Source organism: Rhizobium sp. ZW T2_16, assembly GCF_044987325.1.
Classification (GTDB): domain Bacteria; phylum Pseudomonadota; class Alphaproteobacteria; order Rhizobiales; family Rhizobiaceae; genus Neorhizobium; species Neorhizobium cellulosilyticum.
Genome location: NZ_JBJDRG010000020.1, coordinates 21,920 through 39,203, shown reverse-complemented (window position 1 = coordinate 39,203; position 17,284 = coordinate 21,920). Strand labels below are relative to the sequence as shown.

Here is a 17,284-nt window from a genome sequence, read left to right as displayed (position 1 = left end):
ATTAAATCATGATCTCGCCGCCGGTGACCGGAATGACGGCGCCGGTCATATAGCTCCCAAGCTCGGAAGCTAGGAGGACATAGGCGCCAGCCAGTTCGGCGGGTTGGCCGGCGCGGCCGATCAAGGTCTGTTGCCCGAACTTGGCGGCTTTTTCAGCTGGCATGGTTGACGGAATAAGGGGCGTCCAGATTGGGCCAGGAGCGACGGCATTTACGCGGATGCCTTTTTCAGCGAGCATTTCGGCAAGGCCGGCCGTGAAGTTGGAAACGGCGCCCTTGGTGGATGCGTATGCCAGAAGCTGCGGCGATGGCTGTCGCGACTGGATGGAGGTCGTGTTGATGATCGCACTTCCAGGTTTCATATGCGAAGCGGCGGCCTTAGCTAGAAAGAACGGCGCATAGATATTCGTTCGGAAGGTCGTGTCCCACTCATCAGCAGATATATCGGCGATATCACCGTAGGTGCGCTGAAAAGCAGCGTTGTTGACCAGGATGTCGATCCCGCCGAGCTCATCGACCGCGCGCGCGACGAGCTCCTGGCAATGGTCTTCCGATGTGATGTCCCCGGCGATGACAAGCGCCTTACGGCCGGCGTCCTCGACCCATTTGGCGGTGTCGGCCGCATCGTCGTCTTCGTTGAGATAGGAGATCAGGACATCGGCGCCTTCACGCGCGAAAGCAATGGCGACGGCCTTGCCAATCCCGGAATCGGCGCCGGTGATCAGCGCCACCTTGCCCTCAAGTCTTCCATTGCCGCGATAGGATTTCTCGCCGTGATCCGGGACGGGTTTCATTGAAGCGGTTTTGCCCGGCGGCTCTTGCTGCTGTTCCGGATAGGGTGGGTTCGGGCGTCGGCGTTCTTCGGTCATGATCTTCCTCCAGTTGAATGAGGAGGCTTAACCGTTGGGATCGGTAACTGTTCCGTGATCTATCCGCGCCGGTCACCCGCACATCTTTATCCAGGACATTACGGCTCCAGAATATCCGTTAGGAAGCTGCCGACAAACTTTGCTTCATTGGACAGACTTGTCCGTCCTTTTACCAATGCAATCTCGGACGCTGGCTGATCGTCGAAGCCGTCAGATGGCCCAAGTTGCCGGTGTTCGGTTAGCACCGCGTCGGAAGGTAGCAGACTGATTCCGAGGCCGGAGGCAACCGCCGCCTGCACACCCATCAGTCCCTGGCTGGTATAGGCGATCCGCCAGCGACGACCGCTGCGCTCGATCGCGCGGATGGCGCGATCCCGGTATATGCAGCCGACGGGAAACACCGCGAGTGGAACCGGGTCCGTCTCGACCGAACGGGTGGCGCTCTCCACCCAGACCAACTCTTCTTTCCAACTCGCGAGACAGGCCCCATCTCCAGGCTCGCGCTTGATCAGCGCGAGGTCAATTTCGCCCGCATCCAGCAGGCGCCGGAGCTCAGTGCTCCAGCCACTAACCGTGTCGAGCCTTATGTGAGGCGATGCGATTGAAAATCCCGACAGCAGATCGATGAGGCGCCGCCCGGCAAAATCTTCCGGAACGCCGAGGCGAACGGACCGCGGCGCCAGAGGTCTTCGCATGACCTCGGCGGCCTCATCTGCGATGGCGAGTATTCTGCGCGCATAGCTCAGCAGTAACTCGCCGGCTTCCGTAGTTTCAACAGTTCCGGTCGATTTGTCCCGTCGCAGCAGTGAGGTGCCTAAATTGACCTCCAGCTTCTTGATCTGCTGGCTCACCGTCGACTGCGTCAAGCGCACCCGTTCGGCCGCCTTGGTGAAGCCGCTGCAATCGACGACGGCAGCAAAGGTTTTCAGAAGATCCAGATCGAACCCGAAGCTCATTTGATTTCCCAATGAAGATGATGATGAGATTTAATTTCGTAATCCACGCAGGTTTTGTCAATCTCGGGAAAATCAAGGAGAAAACGTATGACCCTGACTGGACCCAAGCCGACCTGGCTGACCTTTGATTGCTATGGAACCCTGATTCAATGGGACGAAGGGCTGCTTGCTGCAATGGGCAGAATACTGTCCGCAAAAGGTGGCGATATCGATCAGAAGGCATTTATCTCGATCTACGATCACCATGAACATTCGCTGGAGGAGGGGCGTCCTCACCGCACGTTTGCCGAGGTCTGCGCCCTTGCCCTGGAACGGGCGATGGCCGAATTCGGCCTTCCGTTTGAGGTAGCGGATGCCAATATCCTGACCTCGTCGATCGGCAAGATGCCGCCGTTTCCGGAGATTGTGGCAACCCTTGGAAAGTTAAAAGATGCAGGTTTCCGCCTGGCGATCATCTCCAATACTGATGATGCCATCATTGCTGGAAACGTGGCCCAACTTGGTGGCCACATCGACCGCGTCATCACTGCGGAACAGGCCGGTGCCTACAAGCCATGCAGCCAGATCTTCCATCATGCCTGGAAAAGCCTCGGCACCAGCATGGAGGATCTGGTGCATATTTGCGCCAGTCCGCATCTGGATCTTGCAGCGGCGCGCGAGCTTGGCTTTCGTACCGTTTGGGTCGATCGTGGCACCGGCCGCAAACCCCTGGAAGATTACCGCCCGGACGAAATCGTCCCGACGCTCGACAAGGTGCCTGCCATCCTTGCCGCAGCGGGCTGGATGGAACGATAGGAGACTAACATGGCGCATGAGCTGAATGTTTCGAAGACAAATCCTGCACTACGGCACAATCGTTTGCTGGACACCGAAGAGATTTGGCAAGCACGGGGCGACCTCGCCGCTTGCCTTCGCATGGCAGCGCGGCTCGGCCTTGAAGAGGGGATCTGTAACCACTTCTCGGCTGTTGTGCCCGGTCATCCCGACCTCTTCATCGTCAACCGCCTGGGTTGGGCGTTTCAGGAGGCGACTGCCTCGTCATTGCTGATCTGCGATTTCGAAGGCAATGTGGTTGCCGGGGATGGCGTACCGGAGGCAACCGCGTTCTATATCCATGCGCGGTTGCACAAGATGGCGCCGCGGGTCGGTGCTGCGTTTCACACCCATATGCCGAATGCGACCGCGCTCAGCATGGTCGAGGGTGAGCCATTGGTCTGGGCAGGCCAGACGGCGCTCAAGTTCTACGGCCGTGTGGCGGTTGACGAGAACTATAATGGCCTTGCTCTGGACGAAAGCGAAGGCGACAGGATCGCCGCCGTCCTTGGAGACAAGGATATCCTGTTCATGAAAAACCATGGCGTGATGGTCTGCGCGCCGAACATCGCCGAAGCCTGGGATGATCTCTACTATCTCGAACGTGCTGCCGAAGTTCAGTTGAAGGCAATGGGTTCAGGCCGCAAACTTCTGCCGGTCGTGCCCGCTGTCGCGGCTGATGCGGCGCGGCAGATGCGCGAAGGGGACCCGGAAAGTGCCAGAATGCATCTGGAAAGCATCCGTCGGGTGCTGGACCGGCAAGCGCCGGAATATCGCGATTGATCGGATAAGAAAGGCGAAGCATCAAGCATCTTGAAGTGCGCATTTCCTTATTTTTCTCCGGGTCAGGGCGTCCCTTTCAGCAGCGGTGAATCACCCAGTGTCACGACCATATGGTCGATGAAGGCACGGACGCGGTGGGGCAGGGGACCACCACCGACATAGACGGCATGCACCAGTTCAAGATCGCGTGGATTGAAGTCTTCGAGCAGTGGAATCAAACGCCCAGCGGCGATGTCGTCGGCCACATGAAACAGGCCGACGCGGGCAATGCCAGCGCCGGCCAACGCCATTTGCTTCATCGTCTCGCCGTTGTTGACGACGATGCTGCCTTTGACTGGTTGTGCGATGTCCCGGTCGCGGTCACGAAACGGCCAGGACGGTCTTGCTCGCCGAAAATTGAAGGTCAGGCAGTCGTGCTGCGCGAGGTCCATAGGCGTTTCCGGCGAACGTCGGCGCGCCAGATAGTCAGGTGAAGCACAGACCACGCGCCGGCTCTGTCCGAGCTTGCGGGCGATCAGGCCGCTGTCCGGCAGGTTTCCCATGCGGATAGCGACGTCGGTCTTTTCCGCTACCAGGTCGACAATCCCGTCGGTGAAGGAGAGGTCGACGATCAGGTCGGGATTGCGGGCGATGAACTCCGGAATGGCCGGTGCGACGAACATCGTTCCGAACGGTATTGTGGTATTGATCCTCAGCCGTCCACGGACCGCACCGCCCGTTGCCTCCTGATCCGCATCGTTCAGTTCCTGCAGAATCCGAAGCGCCGCATGGTGATAGGCTTCGCCTTCCTCGGTCAGCGTCAGAGCGCGGGTCGTTCGCACCAGCAGGCGCGTGCCGAGCCTTGTTTCCAGACGGGCGATCAACTTGCTAACCGCTGATGGTGTGATGTCCAGGTTACGGGCGGCGGCGGAGAATCCCCCATCCTGAACAACGCGGGCAAACACCTCCATTTCGCCGGAACGTTCCATCAGAATGCGCGGCATTGATGATCCTCATTCACAGGTGCACGTCTTTTACAGGCAATAGTATCTCCGAGGCTTAAATCATAAATTGTCTCCAGCAACAATCTGGAGACACGTCATGGATCTGCAAATCAACGGAAAGACCGCCCTTGTAACCGGCGCCACCGCCGGCATCGGCCTCGAAATCGCCCGCTCTCTCGCCATCGAAGGCGCGAGGGTTGTCATCACGGGCCGCGACCGCGTCAAGCTCGACAGCGCGATCGCTGCCGTCAAAACTTCCGGCGGATCTGAGATCACAGGCATTCTGGCAGACGCGGCCAGCGCCGAGGGTGCCGCGATCATCGCCAAGGCCGAACCGTTGGTCGATATCCTCGTCAACAATATCGGCATCTACGAGAGCAAGGCCTTCGGCGACATCACCGACGCCGACTGGAGCCATCTGTTCGACGTCAATGTCATGAGCGGCGTGCGCCTGTCGCGCACCTATCTGCCCGGCATGCTGGAGCGCAATTGGGGCCGGATCATCTTCATTTCCAGTGAGTCGGGTCTCGCCATCCCTGAGGACATGATCCACTACGCAACGAGCAAGACGGCTCAGCTGTCGATCTCGCGCGGATTGGCGCAACTGACCCGCGGCACCAATGTCACGGTCAATTCCGTGCTTCCGGGACCGACCCGCTCGGAAGGCATCGAAGCCTTCCTGCGCAGCCAGGCAAGCGATCCTTCCGCACCGATCAAAGAGATCGAGGCCGAATTCTTCGCCACCGCCCGCGCGGCTTCGATCCTCCAGCGCATGGTGGAGGCGGAAGAGGTGGCAAACCTCGTTGCCTATCTCGCCAGCCCCCGTTCATCGGCCACGAACGGTGCAGCCCTTCGTGCCGAAGGCGGTCTCGTCAACACCATCGCCTGAGAAAGGCACTACCCATGTCAAACACGCCTCTGACCATCATCGCCATCACCACCGCCAAGCCCGGCAAGGAGGCGGCGCTTGGCGCTGCCCAGGAAAAGCTGGTCGCCGAGACGCTGGCCGAAGACGGCTGCCTCCGGTACGAGTTGCACCAGTCGCTCGATGATGGACGCGTGCGCATCTTTGTCGAAACCTGGCAAAGTGAAGACCAATGGCGCGCCCATATGCAGGGCGCCGTCCTGCAGCGCTTTCAGGCGAGCGGCGTTGGCGACTATTTCGCCGACTTTGCGCTGCACCGGCTCACCAAGGTCGCTGGCTGAGAAGCAACCGCCTTTCCCTTCCCCACCATATTTCTAACTTTCGGAGCTAGACCCATGAAACTTCTGCGCAGCCTCGCCGTCGCTCTTGCGCTCGGCGCCAGCACCTTAAGCGCCCATGCCGGAAACGTCCTGATCGTGCTGTCCGATTACGATCGTCTCGATCTGAAGGACGGCAAGGTATTCAAAACCGGATTCTACCTCAATGAATTGATGCAGCCGGTGAAGGCCTTGCTCGACGCAGGCCATGAGGTCACCTTCGCCACACCCAAAGGTATGGCGCCTTCCGTCGACCGGACATCCATCGACAAGATGTATTTCGGCGGTGACGAAGCGGCGATGAAAGCCAGCGAAGCGCAGCTGTCGGAACTGGGCCTGATGTCGAGGGACAAGTCGCCGGTCATCAGCCTCGCGCGGGTCGAGCAGATCGGCTACGACCATTTCGACGCGGTCTACGTGCCCGGCGGTCACGCACCGATGCAGGATCTTCTGGTGAGTTCCGAACTCGGCAAGCTGCTCATCTGGTTCCATGAGAATGGCAAGACGACGGCGCTCGCCTGCCATGGTCCCATCGCACTGCTGTCTACGCTGCCGGACGCACAAGAGTTCGTGACAAAGTTCGAGACGGCGGGAACCGCAAAGGCGCAAACTGGCTGGATCTATGCCGGCTACAAGTTCACGGTCTTCAGCAACCAGGAAGAGGAAATGGCCAAGGGACTGCTGGGTGGCGGCGAGATGAAATTCTATCCGCAGGATGCGCTCACACAGGCGGGCGGTCAATTTAGTCAGGCTGATGCAGCTTTCTCCGCGCATGTCGTAACGGATCGCGAGCTGATCACCGGCCAGAATCCCGCATCAGCCCCGGCTGTGGCCCAGGAACTGCTGAGCCGATTGAAGTAGCATCTGCCGATGTCGCCTCAATAGGCGGAATTACGGTTTCACGGCAATGTGGTTAATTGCCGTGTTCGCTGGATTAGTTCTGGATTACAATGGTCGCACAATTATGTCACCATTGTCCTCCCTCGAAATCAGGCGCTGCATTCTGCGCATAGCTGCACTGCAGCAAAGTCTATTTCGTGTGCAGCGAAAATTGGGATTGTGTTTCTCATCGAAGCAATGCATCTCCTCCCGCAGAGCTTCGATTTCAGACGGCCCACTCCTCCTCCCAAGGGGCGTCTGTCAGAACTGCGGCACTCCTCCTCCCAGCCGTTGTTCGGTTCTTTTCGAAAGCCTGCCGCACCTCCTCCCGCGGCAGGCTTTTTCGTCTTGGGACTGGCTGATGAGAACCCGGGATCGAGCTGCTGTCCTTGCCCTTTTTTCGCTGTTGAGCGACGAAAAGGTGATCTCCAGCCGCACCGGACGTCTGAACGGAAGACCCAGGCGAGATGCTTTTCATGATGGCCTCGAAATCAGGCGGCATCGCAAAGATCATCGCCGACATTCTCCCGTACTCGGTCGCGAGTTTCTTCCGCATATCGGCCGTCGGCACCAGCCGGAAACTACCGGGTACTGCCCGATCATAGCGATGGTCCGGTGCACAGAACATCAGTTCCTTATGCTGCCGGCACGCTTCGCATACCCGAGCCTATGGAACTGGCTCCGAAGAGTCCAAGACATTTCGATATTTGTGTCCGCCCGGCCCAGCGGGCGTTCGAACACAGCAAACCCGACCTTTCCGATGTAAGTGTTTTGCGCCCTTTCAATAATGGAAAATTGGCCAAAATCCATCAACTGCCGGTGCCCGGCGTCGCGTAAGAGCCGAGTCCATATTTCACTGCGGTTAAGCTTCCCCAGGTGGCGCGACACCGGCTCTTCCGAGAACATCTCAACCATTGGGTGGAAATCCGCGAATATCGGTAACCGAAGGGACAGGCGCGGAGACTCGATCAGGCGAGATTCGTTCTTTGAAGGGCTCTTCTCATCGTTCCAAGCGAAATAACGCAAGCCCTACTTTGCTTAGTCGCCGATCGCAATTTCGATGGCGATAAGGTGCCAGGATCACACATGCCGATCTTTCAAATAGTAGGACACGCGATCAGGTTTGAGGCGGAACCTCGAGGGTCTTAGCGAGGCGCTCAAGTTCGACGGAGTAGCAAAAGAACCCGAACAGCACCAACAAGACCAGCGTGCCAAGCAGCACCGCTTGACCGAGTGGGGCAGCGCGTTGATTTCCGGCAAGTGCCGAAAAAAGATGGTTGAGAACAGGACACCACCGAACAGGAAGGCCATGCGCGCGGCGAAGGAAAACAGATGAGATACGAGGATAGAGCGGAACGGGGCACGGACCTCGACCCAACGCATTCTCGCCCAGTAGCTCGCCTGCTGAACCAAAGCCGTTATGAGAATCGCAATGAACGTAGACGATGGCACTTGTTGGCGTTCGCCGAGATGGGTGACGACGGCGTAGAAGATCGGAAAGATCACCCAGAGTAGATATGCCACTGCCAGAGACTGGAGCACCATAAGTGCCGCGTAGGCGATAGTATTTTTTTGTCGATCAGTCATGTTCCGCTTGGCCAGCCCTCTGGAAAAACTGACGTCCTTCTGGGGCAATGATCAGCCACGGGTGCTATAATCCCTAGACGCCCAGCCCATTGACAATCAGCTGAATTGCGACAGCAGTTAGCAAGATCCCGAAGACGACCTCGGAAACGACCATGCTCGCGGTTTCATGTGTTTGGATATCTTTTCGGTACTAGTGAATACGATGAGTCAAAGGCACCGGCAATCAGGATCAGAACGGCGACCGTTCTCATTCCCGTTGCCGACAGCGTCCCCACATCCACCAAGGTTGACATGCTAGTCACCACCACACGCAGTCGCTCGATGATCAACGGCAAAATGTTTACCGGTGAACGAGCCAGGGACGCGGCCTTTGCCGAAATCACCGTCTCCATCCCACCGGCAAATGTGCGCAAAGTTGGTGAGGTGGCATGGCCGAAAAGACTCCCATCCAATCCAGCCACGGACTTTGCGACTTTGAAGGCGGAGGAAATCAGCCGAGATGATGCCAGAAAATGGCTGAGTGCTTCCGTCAAGAGGAGCCGGGACGGTAGTGTGCTGGTCTTCATTCACGGCTTCAACAATCGGTTCGAAGACTCGGTCTATCGCTTTGCCCAGATCGTTCACGATTCTGGCGTAGCAAGCGCGCCGGTGCTGGTCACATGGCCGTCCCGGGGAAGTTTGCTCGCGTATGGCTACGATCGGGAGAGTACCAACTACACGCGCAATGCCTTGGAGTTGCTCTTCCAATATCTCGCCAAGGACGCGCAGGTGAAGGAAGTCTCGATCCTTGCTCATTCCATGGGGAACTGGCAAACGAAACATCGTTTGCGTGTGTTGGGCCCATCTACACCTGCGGCGCTGATGCGTCCATTGGTTCTCCGAATGGGACCTGGGGCCTATCGATGACTTTGCAACTTCGCCGGTTACCGGCATAGTTTCCCCTCCGCCGGTTTATTAAAGATGCGCTTAGGCAGAAAGCGCTAATATTGCGATATGTGATCATAGAATGTGTGCGGAGGGCAGTTAATAGGGACGAAGCGTGGAACCCGTTTTGTGCCGATCTGGCGCGACGCATCGGGATCCCGACATCGCAAAGAGGATGGTCATGCAGGACAAGTGATAGACGCTGCCATTTTCAAAATCTCTCTAGCTCCACAGAGCCGCAGGTCAAAATCGGGATGACCAACTGAAATAAATGAGGGATATCGATAGAAAACGTCGCAATTTCAACACTTCCGGGAAGACTGTCTCCCACATAATGTGCGCCATTACTTCGGGTCCTTCCAAGAGCGGGCACGCCCGCGCTGCTTCTCATGTTATTCGTCAGCATTGCCCGCGCGGACTGCTATCCGGCTTTCGATCGATATCGAATTTACACATGAGGCTGAGTTTCATCGAATTGCAGGATGTAGCGATTGGAAAACGGCGAAACTGATCCAACTCCAGCCGCTGACGGCTATAGTTGGGCCACTCGGTAGGCACGAACATGCTCGATGAGCGCGCGCAGCTTGGGCGCCATATTCCGGCGATTGGGGAAATATAGGAAAAACCCTGGAAAGGGCGGCAGATAGTCGTCCAACACCGTGATCAACTCGCCGCGATCGATGTATGAGCGAAAGGTCTCCTCCAACGCAAATGTAATACCGCCACCAGCGAGTGCGGTCCGGACCATCAGATACAGATCGTTGGTGGTGATTTGCGGCTCAACGGCAACGTCGATAGGAATTCCATCTTCCTCGAACTCCCATCGGTAAGGCGCAGCACTTGGAGAGGGACGCCAACCGATACAACGATGACGCACCAGCTCCCGAGGATGCCGGGGCGCTCCGTGGACTTCGAAATATCGCGGTGTCGCGACGACCACTTCTCTCTCTTCTTTGGTCAGTGGAACCGCGACCATATCCTGCTCGATCACATCACCCAGCCGGACGCCCGCATCGAAGCCGGCGTCTACGATGTCAAAGACGTCGTCCGTCACCGTGACGTCGATCGTTATGCCGGGATGGGCTTCAGCGAAGGACGCGATCAGTGGGCCGGACAAAAACTGTTCGGCAATCGATGTCACCGCGATCCGCAGCAACCCGCTCGGCCTTGCGTCGCCCGCTACATTCTCGAACGCAGATCTGACCTCTGCCATTGGTTGGGACAGGGTTTCGCGGAAGCGGTTGCCCGCTTCGGTGAGCCGCACGCTACGGGTCGTGCGGCTGACGAGCGCGATGCCGCAGATATCCTCGAGACGTCTGATCGCTTGGCTCACGGCGGAGCGAGTAACACCCAACCGGTCGGCCGCGGACCTAAAATTTCCTTCTTCGGCGACGGCCAGAAACATAGGCACCAAGTTAAGATCGATATTCATTGTCGTATCTCGCTAACCAATCTCGTTAGCGGAAAGGGGATACAGACGACAATCGAATTTGTCTACCTATTGTCCGTGGCCAACGGTCGCCATCGCGGCAGGGCAGGCATGAACAACCGATCATCGAAGGAGATATTCTCATGACACATATCAAGATCAGACTCGCAGCAGCAGCTTTGGCTCTTGGGTTCTGCGCCGGACCTGTCGCTGCACAAGATAGCGCGTGCCCTCGGGAAGGCTCCGAGGCTCCTCTCGCACTTCATGCGGACTGGATCATGAAGGGTTGGGAGCGACATGAAGGCGATGGCAAATTCGTGTTCGCAGAAAAGCTGAACACGTATTACGATCTGGAAAATACGAAAGGTGTTTTCTACGACAATTTTGCGCCCGGCAGCACACAGCTCTTTGATAACTCGGCTCGCTACGGCGCCAACTGGGAGGCGTTGCAGAACGCCGCTCGATCTGTCCGCCACGGATTGACTGGAGGTCATGACGCGATCGTCGGCGAGACAGTCGCTTCGACGACACTTGGCTTCGTTGGCCGCATCGATCGCCTTGACGGCAAGGTGATCGCTTTCGATGGCCGCTCGCAGTTGGGCTGGGAATGTACCGCTGGCAAATGGAAAATCCGCCATGAACTGAACTACGCTTGGGTCGTCGAGCCCGAGACCATTCAGTCTTTCCTAGGCAAGACGGAGGTGGCCCAATGACCGCCGCAACGCCTTCACACCCCTATGTCGGCATGTGGGAGACCGCAGACGGCCGCATACGGCACCAATTGCTCCCGAACGGCCGCTACGACGAGGCGCGTGGCCGACGCGAAAGTGCCTATCAAGGACGATACGAGGTGTCGAGAGACCACATCGAGTACTGGGACGATACCGGCTTTACTGCCAACGGCGACTTTGTTGATGGCGTCCTGTACCACGCCGGCATGGTTCTCTATCGCAGGCGGTAGTCAGGTCATGATATCGCCGGCAGACCCTGCCGGCGAGCTCGATCTTTTTTCAATGGAGTAGACCATGTGTGGCGATACAGCAGCAGTTACATTCATCGAGCACTGCCGGGAGAGGGAGCAGCCTTGCGTTCGCTCCTTGAAAAAGATGCTCTTGGAGGCTTTCCGAATAGTGCCACGAAGCCCGAGATACTCACTTGCGACGTCGATGTGGACTTCATTTGTCTCAAAGAGTCGGATGAGACCGGTTTTATCTTCCTATCGGACGAAACCAAATGCTGCATCGCATCATTAATGGTGGTTGTGGGCGGAGATGTGAACCAGGACAGGTTCCATTGAGCCCTTAGGCAACCTTCGCAGCTGCTCGTTTTAAGAGAGGGTCCGCATTGGAAACCATCGAACCATCCCGTCAAATCGATTTGCCGCCGATCCCGGCCGTTACCGGGAAGCCCATTTATCCAGCGGTACTCGTGCCTGAACTGGAGGAGGCTATTGCAAGGCCCGAGCGGACGTCCCCGCTCGGGCTTGAACAATATATAGCCGGTCGCACGCTTGTCAGTGGCGATAGTCCGGCGTGGAATGACATGTTCGTGCAGGTCTATTCCCGCCTGAACAAGCAGGAGCCATTTCTTGTTCCCGCAGTCGCTGAGCCCCTGATCGTCTGGGTGATGTCAGGCGAAGCGGTGGTTGAGGAGCGTGACCTTGACGGGGAATGGGTCGCTAATACGGTCACAGTTGGCGATTTTTTCCTGACCCGCTCTCCCACCCCATATGAGATGCGCTGGCGCGCTATCGGCGACGCGCCTTTCCAGGTTATGCATCTTTATCTCTCCGTTCCGCTGTTCGAGCGCGTCGCCTACGACGTGCTGGGCTGCGCCGCCCCTCCTGCACTTCGCGACATTTCCGGGGGCAAGGACACGCAGCTGTCGCTCCTTCTTTCCGTGATCCACCAAGAGCTCACGTCTGAGGGGAAGGGAAGCCAGCTGTTCATTCAGGGCCTCGCCCAGACCCTTGCCGTGCATCTCATCCGGAATTACGCCGCCAGTGAAGCTCCCGACGATCGGCAGAATGCGCTCCCCGGCTTTAAGCTCCGTCGGGCCTTGGCCCACCTGGAGGAACATCTAGCCGAGCCGTTCAATCTCGCCCAGTTGGCTGAGACGGTCGGCATGAGCGAATTTCATTTTAGTCGTTTGTTCAAGAAGGCGACCGGGCTCTCGCCCTCGCGCTACTTCATTCGCCAGCGCGTTGCCCGGGCACAGCTTCTTCTGCAGGAGACGGATACCAGCATCATCGAGATTGGCATGTCCGTCGGCTATTCGAGCCCAAGTCACTTCGCCCAGGTCTTCCGTCGCGAAACCGGCCTGCCGCCGAGCCACTACCGGCGAGGTTAGTTTTTGACCCGTCGCGATTTCGAGCAAGATCGCAACAGGTCGAGCAAGGTCCCGAGAGAAGGATGCCGACGATCGGCTTAAATTCCTCCTTGTCAAAACGAAACGCCCACCGCGGTGGTGGGCTTTGAGACAAGGAGTGAAGACAATGACCAACCTCAACGGAAAGATCGCATTGGTCACCGGCGCATCGAGTGGCATTGGCGCTGCGACCGCTGCAAAGCTTGCTGAAGCCGGTGCAAAAGTTGGTATCGCTGCACGGCGCACCGACAAGCTCGAAGATCTCAAGAAACAGATCGAAGCCAAGGGCGGAGAAGCCCTTGTGATCGAGATGGACGTGGTTGACACGACCTCGGTCGATGCGGGTGTCAAAAAGCTTATCGACGCATACGGTTCGATCGACATCCTCGTCAACAATGCCGGCCTGATGCCGCTTTCCGATATCGACCAGTTCAAGGTCGACGAGTGGCAGCGGATGGTGGACGTGAACGTGAAGGGCCTGCTCAACACGACGGCCGCCGTTTTGCCCCAGATGATCAAGCAGCATTCCGGCCACGTGTTCAACATGTCGTCTATCGCCGGTCGCAAGGTGTTCAAGGGCCTGTCGGTCTACTGCGCCACGAAACATGCGGTCACGGCTTTCTCTGATGGCCTGCGTATGGAAGTCGGTCAGAAGCATGGCATTCGCGTGACCTGCATCCAGCCTGGCGCGGTTGCCACCGAGCTCTATGACCACATCACAGATCCGGGCTACCGCAAGCAGATGGATGAGCTGGCCGGTCAGATGACCTTCCTCCAGGGCGAGGATATCGGCGACACCATCGTCTTCGCAGCCCAGGCCCCGGCCCATGTGGACGTCGCCGAGCTGTTCGTTCTGCCAGTAGAACAGGGTTGGTAACGGACCGGCCCTGAAGGGTCCCTGCTTTGTCGCAGGGACCTCTCAAGGGAGATTGTCATGAAGGAATTACCCGCATCTCAAGCATATCGCGTCCTGGAACCTGGCCCGATCGTCATGGTCTCGACCAGTGACAACGGCAAGCCCAACGTGATGACGATGGGCTTCCATATGATGATCCAACACGACCCGCCGCTGATCGGTTGTGTGATCGGGCCCTGGGATCACAGCTATCAAGCTCTCCGGAAAACCGGAGAATGTGTCATCGCTGTGCCCGGTCTTGATCTCGCCGAGACCGTTGTCGACGTCGGGAACTGCTCGGGCGACAGGGTGGATAAATTCCAGAGGTATGGTCTCAAAACGCGACCTGCCAAGGATGGATCAGCCCCGCTCCTCTCAGACTGCCTGGCCAACATAGAATGCCGGGTCGTCGATACCAGGCTCTCGGATCCTTACAACCTCTTCATCCTTGAGGCGACGAGGATCTGGATCAACGAGAACCGAAAAGAGCGTCGAATGATGCATCACCGCGGTGACGGCACGTTCACCGTCGATGGCGGCACACTCGACCTTCGAGATCGGATGGTCAAATGGCGCCATCTCCCCTGAGAGGCGCCGGGCCCAAAATGCACCAGCAACCCATTTAGAAAGGAAGAAAACTATGTCTGCTTATCTCATCGTTGATCTCGACATCCACGACATGAAGGCGATCGAAGACTACCGGTCGAAGGCCTTGCCGCTCGTCGCCAAAGCCGGCGGCAAGCTCATCGCCATCGATGAAGCCCCTCTGGAACTGGAAGGCTGGACGGCCACCAACATGCTCATCATCGAGTTTCCTGACAAGCAAGCGATCAGTGAGCTCTTCGCATCGCCGGAATATCCACCTCTGGCCGCACAGCGGCAGGCTGCCGCCGCATCGCGCATCATAGCAATCAACGGAGTCTGAAAAGAGCAAGGTCACGACAGCTCCCGCAAAGACGCGGCAGATCTTTTCCAGGCATGCCGTCACTATGCGGGTGTTGCCCTAACCGAGAAGGAGACCTGAAATGGCTGAACTCACCAATGTGGCCTACTTCACCGCAAAGCCGGGCCGCTCAGGAGATCTGGGTGACGAACTGCTTCAGCTCGTCGCTCCGTCCCGAAACGAGGAAGGCTGCCTCCGTTACGAGATTCACCAGTCCAATGGCGTTCCCGACGTGTGGATGGTGCTCGAAGACTGGCGGCACGCCTCCGACTTCAAACTGCATATGAGCACACCTTACGTCGAAGCCTTCATGGCGAAGGTCCCGGACCTGTGCGTCGAAGACGTGGAAATCTGCGGCTACCAGCAACGGTCCCCGCAGGCCTGAAACAGAAAGGAGTATATGAAATGAGCACGCAAAACCCTAAAGTCTGGCTCGTCACCGGATGCTCTACGGGCTTCGGTCGCTACATCGCGGAACACTTGCTTGAGGCGGGTGAACAGGTTGTCGTCACCGCCCGCAAAACCGACAAGATCGCGGATCTTGAGCAGAAGGGCGATGCCCTGATCCTCCCGCTCGACGTCATCGATCGGGATCAGTGCCAAAAGGTTGTTGACGCTGCAGAAGCGCACTTCGGACGCATCGACGTTCTGATCAACAACGCCGGGATCGGTTTCTTCGGTGCTATTGAAGAAACCGCCGACGCCGACGCCCGTCGCCTGTTTGATGTCAATTTCTTTGGTGTCGCCAACACGATCCATTCGGTGCTTCCGCATATGCGAGCCCGCCGCAGTGGTACGATCGTCAATCTGACATCAATCGGCGGCCTGGTCGGCTACACAGGCGTGGGCTACTACTGCGCCACGAAATTTGCCGTGGAAGGCCTGTCGGATACGCTTCGGAAAGAAGTCGCCCCTCTCGGGATCAATGTCATGACCGTCGAGCCCAGCGCCTTCCGGACGGAATGGGCAGGCTCGTCGAACGAGGTCTCTGCGTCCATTGAGGATTACGAGGCGACAGCGGGCGAGGCACGTCGCGCTTACCACGCATCGGTGGGAGAGCAAGCTGGCGACCCGGCACGTGCGGCGAAGGCCATCCGGGAAGCCGTGCTGGCTGAGCAGCCTCCGCACCACCTTCCGCTCGGCAATGACGCCGCGGACGCTGCCCTGAAGAAGGCGGAAGACCTGAAGGCAAACGTTGTTGCCTGGGAGGCCTTGTCTCGTTCAGCCGACTTCCCGGCAACCTGAACCAATCAAGTCAAAAACCAACACGAAACCAAAACTACCGCGGCCATCGGCACGGAGATTGAAGGAGTGTGTCATGTCAAAGCGATTTGAAGGAAGAGTAGCAATTGTGACCGGCGTGGTTCCGGTATCGGCGCCGCTATTGCCAACCGGCTTCTTGAGGAAGGAGCGTCCGTGATGATCTCCGGCAGAACCGAGAAGCGATTATCGGAAGCTGCCTGTAAGATGCCGACTGAGCGCAGCGGCACCTTTGTCGCCAATGTTTCTTCACGGCCGGACTGCGACGCCCTTGTTGCCGCGACCGTGGAGCGCTTCGGCCGCATCGACACTGTCGTCAATGCAGCCGGCATGAATCTTGTCGGCACCATTGAGGAGAGCAGCGATCAGGATTGGGACGAGTGCATTGCCTCGGACCTCTCCGGTGTCTTCTACATGAGCCGTGCAGCGGTTCCGCATCTTAAGGAGACCAAGGGTTCGATCGTCAACATCGGCTCCGTGTCATCCCTTGGTGGTGGCTGGAGCCATGCGGCCTATAATGCTGCAAAGGGTGGCGTGGCAAACCTGACGCGCTCAGCAGCCTGTGACCTGGGCAAGTTCGGCGTCAGAGCCAACAGTGGCACCGGGACTTACTGTTACGGGAATGGTGGATGCCATCATGGACGATGATGGGCTACTGGAGAAAGCCTGGGATCGAATTCCGTTGAGGCGGGCAGGCCAACCTGAAGAGATTGCCTCGGCGGTTGCTTTTCTTGCCAGTGATGAAGCTGCCTGGATAACCGGAATTGTCTTGCCTGTCGATGGGGGTCAGACCTGCACCGACGGCGGTCCGGAATGGGGTAAGTAAAAGTGCGAGAAGCCCGGACGATGGTCCGGGCTTTTTCCTTTGATCGGCTGCTTCATTCAGCGGCGGGCGTCGAGGCTGTAACTGCCCGCGCCGAACGCGACGACCTGCAGCAGGCCGCCGGCCATTGCGATGTTCTTGAAGAAGTGGATGAACTGGTTGAGGTCGCTGAGGTTGTTGTGGAACGTTAGCGCCGTGGCAACGCTGAATAGGGCAAGGATCAGGGCGACGATGCGGGTTTGGAAGCCGAGGATCAAGGCGATGCTGCCCAGGATTTCGGTCACAACGGCTGCGCCGTAGGACAGGGGCGGGAATGGCAGGCCGACCATATTGATATAGCCGATCGTTCCAGCTGGATCAGAGATCTTACTGATACCGGACAGAAGGAAGATTGCCGCCAAAAGGACACGGCCAACAAGGGGTGTTACACCGTGAACTAGGGCAGACTTGGAAAGGGTTTCAGCGCGCTGAGCGATTACTTCGGAATAAGACATTGACATATCTCCTTGAGTTGTGGGGCGTAGCCACCGTG

20 protein-coding genes and 3 pseudogenes are annotated in these 17,284 nt (G+C 57.9%); 15 read left to right on the top strand and 8 right to left on the bottom strand.

From position 1 onward, the window contains the following. Nucleotide 1: 1 nt before the first annotated feature. Both ACI3K0_RS26205 and ACI3K0_RS26200 read right to left on the bottom strand, forming a co-directional pair. On the bottom strand, nucleotides 2-868 hold the full coding sequence (locus ACI3K0_RS26205) for an SDR family oxidoreductase (protein ID WP_183688111.1): 867 nt from the start codon (nucleotides 866-868) through the stop codon (nucleotides 2-4). 98 nt (nucleotides 869-966) lie between these two features. Continuing rightward, nucleotides 967-1,824, bottom strand: a complete 858-nt coding sequence (locus ACI3K0_RS26200) for a LysR substrate-binding domain-containing protein (protein ID WP_404946539.1) — start codon at nucleotides 1,822-1,824, stop codon at nucleotides 967-969. 87 nt (nucleotides 1,825-1,911) lie between these two features. Between ACI3K0_RS26200 and ACI3K0_RS26195 the strand changes: the two genes are divergently transcribed. Together ACI3K0_RS26195 and ACI3K0_RS26190 are read left to right on the top strand one after the other, a co-directional pair. Next, nucleotides 1,912-2,619 carry a haloacid dehalogenase type II gene (locus tag ACI3K0_RS26195; protein WP_183688106.1) on the top strand — a complete coding sequence of 236 codons (708 nt, stop codon included), beginning with the start codon at nucleotides 1,912-1,914 and terminating at the stop codon, nucleotides 2,617-2,619. Between the two features lie 9 nt (nucleotides 2,620-2,628). Continuing rightward, a complete protein-coding gene (locus tag ACI3K0_RS26190) occupies nucleotides 2,629-3,420 on the top strand; it encodes an aldolase (protein ID WP_183688104.1) in 792 nt (263 codons plus the stop codon). Between the two features lie 62 nt (nucleotides 3,421-3,482). Here ACI3K0_RS26190 and ACI3K0_RS26185 read toward each other — a convergent pair whose 3' ends face one another. Continuing rightward, complete coding sequence (locus tag ACI3K0_RS26185) at nucleotides 3,483-4,403, bottom strand: LysR substrate-binding domain-containing protein (RefSeq protein ID WP_183688102.1); 921 nt, start codon at nucleotides 4,401-4,403, stop codon at nucleotides 3,483-3,485. A 97-nt stretch (nucleotides 4,404-4,500) separates the two neighbouring features. Between ACI3K0_RS26185 and ACI3K0_RS26180 the strand changes: the two genes are divergently transcribed. From ACI3K0_RS26180 to ACI3K0_RS26170, 3 genes are read left to right on the top strand one after another with little or no spacing between them, the layout of a single operon-like run. Continuing rightward, nucleotides 4,501-5,292, top strand: coding sequence for an SDR family NAD(P)-dependent oxidoreductase (locus ACI3K0_RS26180; RefSeq protein ID WP_183688100.1), 792 nt, complete (start codon nucleotides 4,501-4,503; stop codon nucleotides 5,290-5,292). A gap of 14 nt (nucleotides 5,293-5,306) precedes the next feature. Further along, on the top strand, nucleotides 5,307-5,609 hold the full coding sequence (locus ACI3K0_RS26175) for a putative quinol monooxygenase (RefSeq protein WP_183688098.1): 303 nt from the start codon (nucleotides 5,307-5,309) through the stop codon (nucleotides 5,607-5,609). 54 nt (nucleotides 5,610-5,663) lie between these two features. Continuing rightward, nucleotides 5,664-6,506 carry a type 1 glutamine amidotransferase domain-containing protein gene (locus tag ACI3K0_RS26170; protein WP_404946538.1) on the top strand — a complete coding sequence of 281 codons (843 nt, stop codon included), beginning with the start codon at nucleotides 5,664-5,666 and terminating at the stop codon, nucleotides 6,504-6,506. 484 nt (nucleotides 6,507-6,990) lie between these two features. On the opposite strand, the pseudogene ACI3K0_RS26165 reads toward ACI3K0_RS26170, so the two are convergent. The 3 genes and pseudogenes from ACI3K0_RS26165 to ACI3K0_RS26155 form a co-directional block, all read right to left on the bottom strand. Continuing rightward, a pseudogene (locus tag ACI3K0_RS26165) lies at nucleotides 6,991-7,185 on the bottom strand (nucleotidyl transferase AbiEii/AbiGii toxin family protein); the annotation flags it as partial. Then, nucleotides 7,152-7,430, bottom strand: a complete 279-nt coding sequence (locus ACI3K0_RS26160) for a GNAT family N-acetyltransferase (protein WP_404946547.1) — start codon at nucleotides 7,428-7,430, stop codon at nucleotides 7,152-7,154. The gene ACI3K0_RS26160 and the pseudogene ACI3K0_RS26165, both read right to left, overlap by 34 nt. Before the next feature lie 174 nt (nucleotides 7,431-7,604). Further along, a complete protein-coding gene (locus ACI3K0_RS26155; RefSeq protein WP_286194960.1) occupies nucleotides 7,605-8,159 on the bottom strand; it encodes a hypothetical protein in 555 nt (184 codons plus the stop codon). Nucleotides 8,160-8,402: 243 nt separating this feature from the next. Between ACI3K0_RS26155 and ACI3K0_RS26150 the strand changes: the two are divergent. Beyond that, nucleotides 8,403-8,942, top strand: a pseudogene (locus ACI3K0_RS26150) (alpha/beta hydrolase); the annotation flags it as partial. A gap of 625 nt (nucleotides 8,943-9,567) precedes the next feature. Here ACI3K0_RS26150 and ACI3K0_RS26145 read toward each other — a convergent pair. Continuing rightward, nucleotides 9,568-10,467 carry a LysR family transcriptional regulator gene (locus tag ACI3K0_RS26145; protein ID WP_206827429.1) on the bottom strand — a complete coding sequence of 300 codons (900 nt, stop codon included), beginning with the start codon at nucleotides 10,465-10,467 and terminating at the stop codon, nucleotides 9,568-9,570. Nucleotides 10,468-10,607: 140 nt separating this feature from the next. On the opposite strand from ACI3K0_RS26145, the gene ACI3K0_RS26140 reads away from it, so the two are divergent. From ACI3K0_RS26140 to ACI3K0_RS26100, 9 genes and pseudogenes are all read left to right on the top strand, one after another. Then, on the top strand, nucleotides 10,608-11,177 hold the full coding sequence (locus tag ACI3K0_RS26140) for a hypothetical protein (RefSeq protein ID WP_206827431.1): 570 nt from the start codon (nucleotides 10,608-10,610) through the stop codon (nucleotides 11,175-11,177). Further along, nucleotides 11,174-11,425: an Atu4866 domain-containing protein gene (locus ACI3K0_RS26135; protein WP_183688090.1), complete on the top strand. Its 252-nt coding sequence runs from the start codon at nucleotides 11,174-11,176 to the stop codon at nucleotides 11,423-11,425. The genes ACI3K0_RS26140 and ACI3K0_RS26135 overlap by 4 nt, the downstream gene beginning before the upstream one ends. A 383-nt stretch (nucleotides 11,426-11,808) precedes the next feature. After that, nucleotides 11,809-12,813 (top strand): helix-turn-helix domain-containing protein, encoded by a 1,005-nt coding sequence (locus ACI3K0_RS26130; RefSeq protein ID WP_206827432.1) that lies wholly within the window; start codon nucleotides 11,809-11,811, stop codon nucleotides 12,811-12,813. Between the two features lie 145 nt (nucleotides 12,814-12,958). Next, nucleotides 12,959-13,708: an SDR family oxidoreductase gene (locus ACI3K0_RS26125; RefSeq protein WP_062579306.1), complete on the top strand. Its 750-nt coding sequence runs from the start codon at nucleotides 12,959-12,961 to the stop codon at nucleotides 13,706-13,708. A gap of 57 nt (nucleotides 13,709-13,765) precedes the next feature. Next, a complete protein-coding gene (locus tag ACI3K0_RS26120) occupies nucleotides 13,766-14,314 on the top strand; it encodes a flavin reductase family protein (RefSeq protein WP_183688084.1) in 549 nt (182 codons plus the stop codon). 52 nt (nucleotides 14,315-14,366) lie between these two features. Further along, entirely contained in the window at nucleotides 14,367-14,651 is a 285-nt protein-coding gene (locus ACI3K0_RS26115; protein ID WP_183688082.1) for a DUF1330 domain-containing protein, read from the top strand. Between the two features lie 100 nt (nucleotides 14,652-14,751). Further along, the gene (locus ACI3K0_RS26110) at nucleotides 14,752-15,054 is read left to right on the top strand and encodes a putative quinol monooxygenase (RefSeq protein ID WP_183688080.1); all 303 of its coding nucleotides are present in this window, start codon (nucleotides 14,752-14,754) and stop codon (nucleotides 15,052-15,054) included. A 20-nt stretch (nucleotides 15,055-15,074) separates the two neighbouring features. Further along, the gene (locus ACI3K0_RS26105) at nucleotides 15,075-15,914 is read left to right on the top strand and encodes an oxidoreductase (RefSeq protein WP_404946537.1); all 840 of its coding nucleotides are present in this window, start codon (nucleotides 15,075-15,077) and stop codon (nucleotides 15,912-15,914) included. Nucleotides 15,915-16,088: 174 nt separating this feature from the next. After that, a pseudogene (locus ACI3K0_RS26100) lies at nucleotides 16,089-16,755 on the top strand (SDR family NAD(P)-dependent oxidoreductase). 56 nt (nucleotides 16,756-16,811) lie between these two features. Here the strand turns inward: ACI3K0_RS26100 and ACI3K0_RS26095 are convergent. Further along, a complete protein-coding gene (locus ACI3K0_RS26095; protein ID WP_404946536.1) occupies nucleotides 16,812-17,246 on the bottom strand; it encodes a DoxX family protein in 435 nt (144 codons plus the stop codon). Nucleotides 17,247-17,284 lie beyond the last annotated feature (38 nt).

Excerpts from the sequence above, each read along its gene's own strand:
- ACI3K0_RS26205 (WP_183688111.1), bottom strand. The coding sequence starts at position 868 with ATGACCGAAGAACGCCGACGCCCGAACCCACCCTATCCGGAACAGCAG.
- ACI3K0_RS26200 (WP_404946539.1), bottom strand. The coding sequence starts at position 1,824 with ATGAGCTTCGGGTTCGATCTGGATCTTCTGAAAACCTTTGCTGCCGTC.
- ACI3K0_RS26195 (WP_183688106.1), top strand. The coding sequence starts at position 1,912 with ATGACCCTGACTGGACCCAAGCCGACCTGGCTGACCTTTGATTGCTAT.
- ACI3K0_RS26190 (WP_183688104.1), top strand. The coding sequence starts at position 2,629 with ATGGCGCATGAGCTGAATGTTTCGAAGACAAATCCTGCACTACGGCAC.
- ACI3K0_RS26185 (WP_183688102.1), bottom strand. The coding sequence starts at position 4,403 with ATGCCGCGCATTCTGATGGAACGTTCCGGCGAAATGGAGGTGTTTGCC.
- ACI3K0_RS26180 (WP_183688100.1), top strand. The coding sequence starts at position 4,501 with ATGGATCTGCAAATCAACGGAAAGACCGCCCTTGTAACCGGCGCCACC.
- ACI3K0_RS26175 (WP_183688098.1), top strand. The coding sequence starts at position 5,307 with ATGTCAAACACGCCTCTGACCATCATCGCCATCACCACCGCCAAGCCC.
- ACI3K0_RS26170 (WP_404946538.1), top strand. The coding sequence starts at position 5,664 with ATGAAACTTCTGCGCAGCCTCGCCGTCGCTCTTGCGCTCGGCGCCAGC.
- ACI3K0_RS26160 (WP_404946547.1), bottom strand. The coding sequence starts at position 7,430 with ATGTTCTCGGAAGAGCCGGTGTCGCGCCACCTGGGGAAGCTTAACCGC.
- ACI3K0_RS26145 (WP_206827429.1), bottom strand. The coding sequence starts at position 10,467 with ATGAATATCGATCTTAACTTGGTGCCTATGTTTCTGGCCGTCGCCGAA.
- ACI3K0_RS26140 (WP_206827431.1), top strand. The coding sequence starts at position 10,608 with ATGACACATATCAAGATCAGACTCGCAGCAGCAGCTTTGGCTCTTGGG.
- ACI3K0_RS26135 (WP_183688090.1), top strand. The coding sequence starts at position 11,174 with ATGACCGCCGCAACGCCTTCACACCCCTATGTCGGCATGTGGGAGACC.
- ACI3K0_RS26125 (WP_062579306.1), top strand. The coding sequence starts at position 12,959 with ATGACCAACCTCAACGGAAAGATCGCATTGGTCACCGGCGCATCGAGT.
- ACI3K0_RS26120 (WP_183688084.1), top strand. The coding sequence starts at position 13,766 with ATGAAGGAATTACCCGCATCTCAAGCATATCGCGTCCTGGAACCTGGC.
- ACI3K0_RS26115 (WP_183688082.1), top strand. The coding sequence starts at position 14,367 with ATGTCTGCTTATCTCATCGTTGATCTCGACATCCACGACATGAAGGCG.
- ACI3K0_RS26110 (WP_183688080.1), top strand. The coding sequence starts at position 14,752 with ATGGCTGAACTCACCAATGTGGCCTACTTCACCGCAAAGCCGGGCCGC.
- ACI3K0_RS26105 (WP_404946537.1), top strand. The coding sequence starts at position 15,075 with ATGAGCACGCAAAACCCTAAAGTCTGGCTCGTCACCGGATGCTCTACG.
- ACI3K0_RS26095 (WP_404946536.1), bottom strand. The coding sequence starts at position 17,246 with ATGTCTTATTCCGAAGTAATCGCTCAGCGCGCTGAAACCCTTTCCAAG.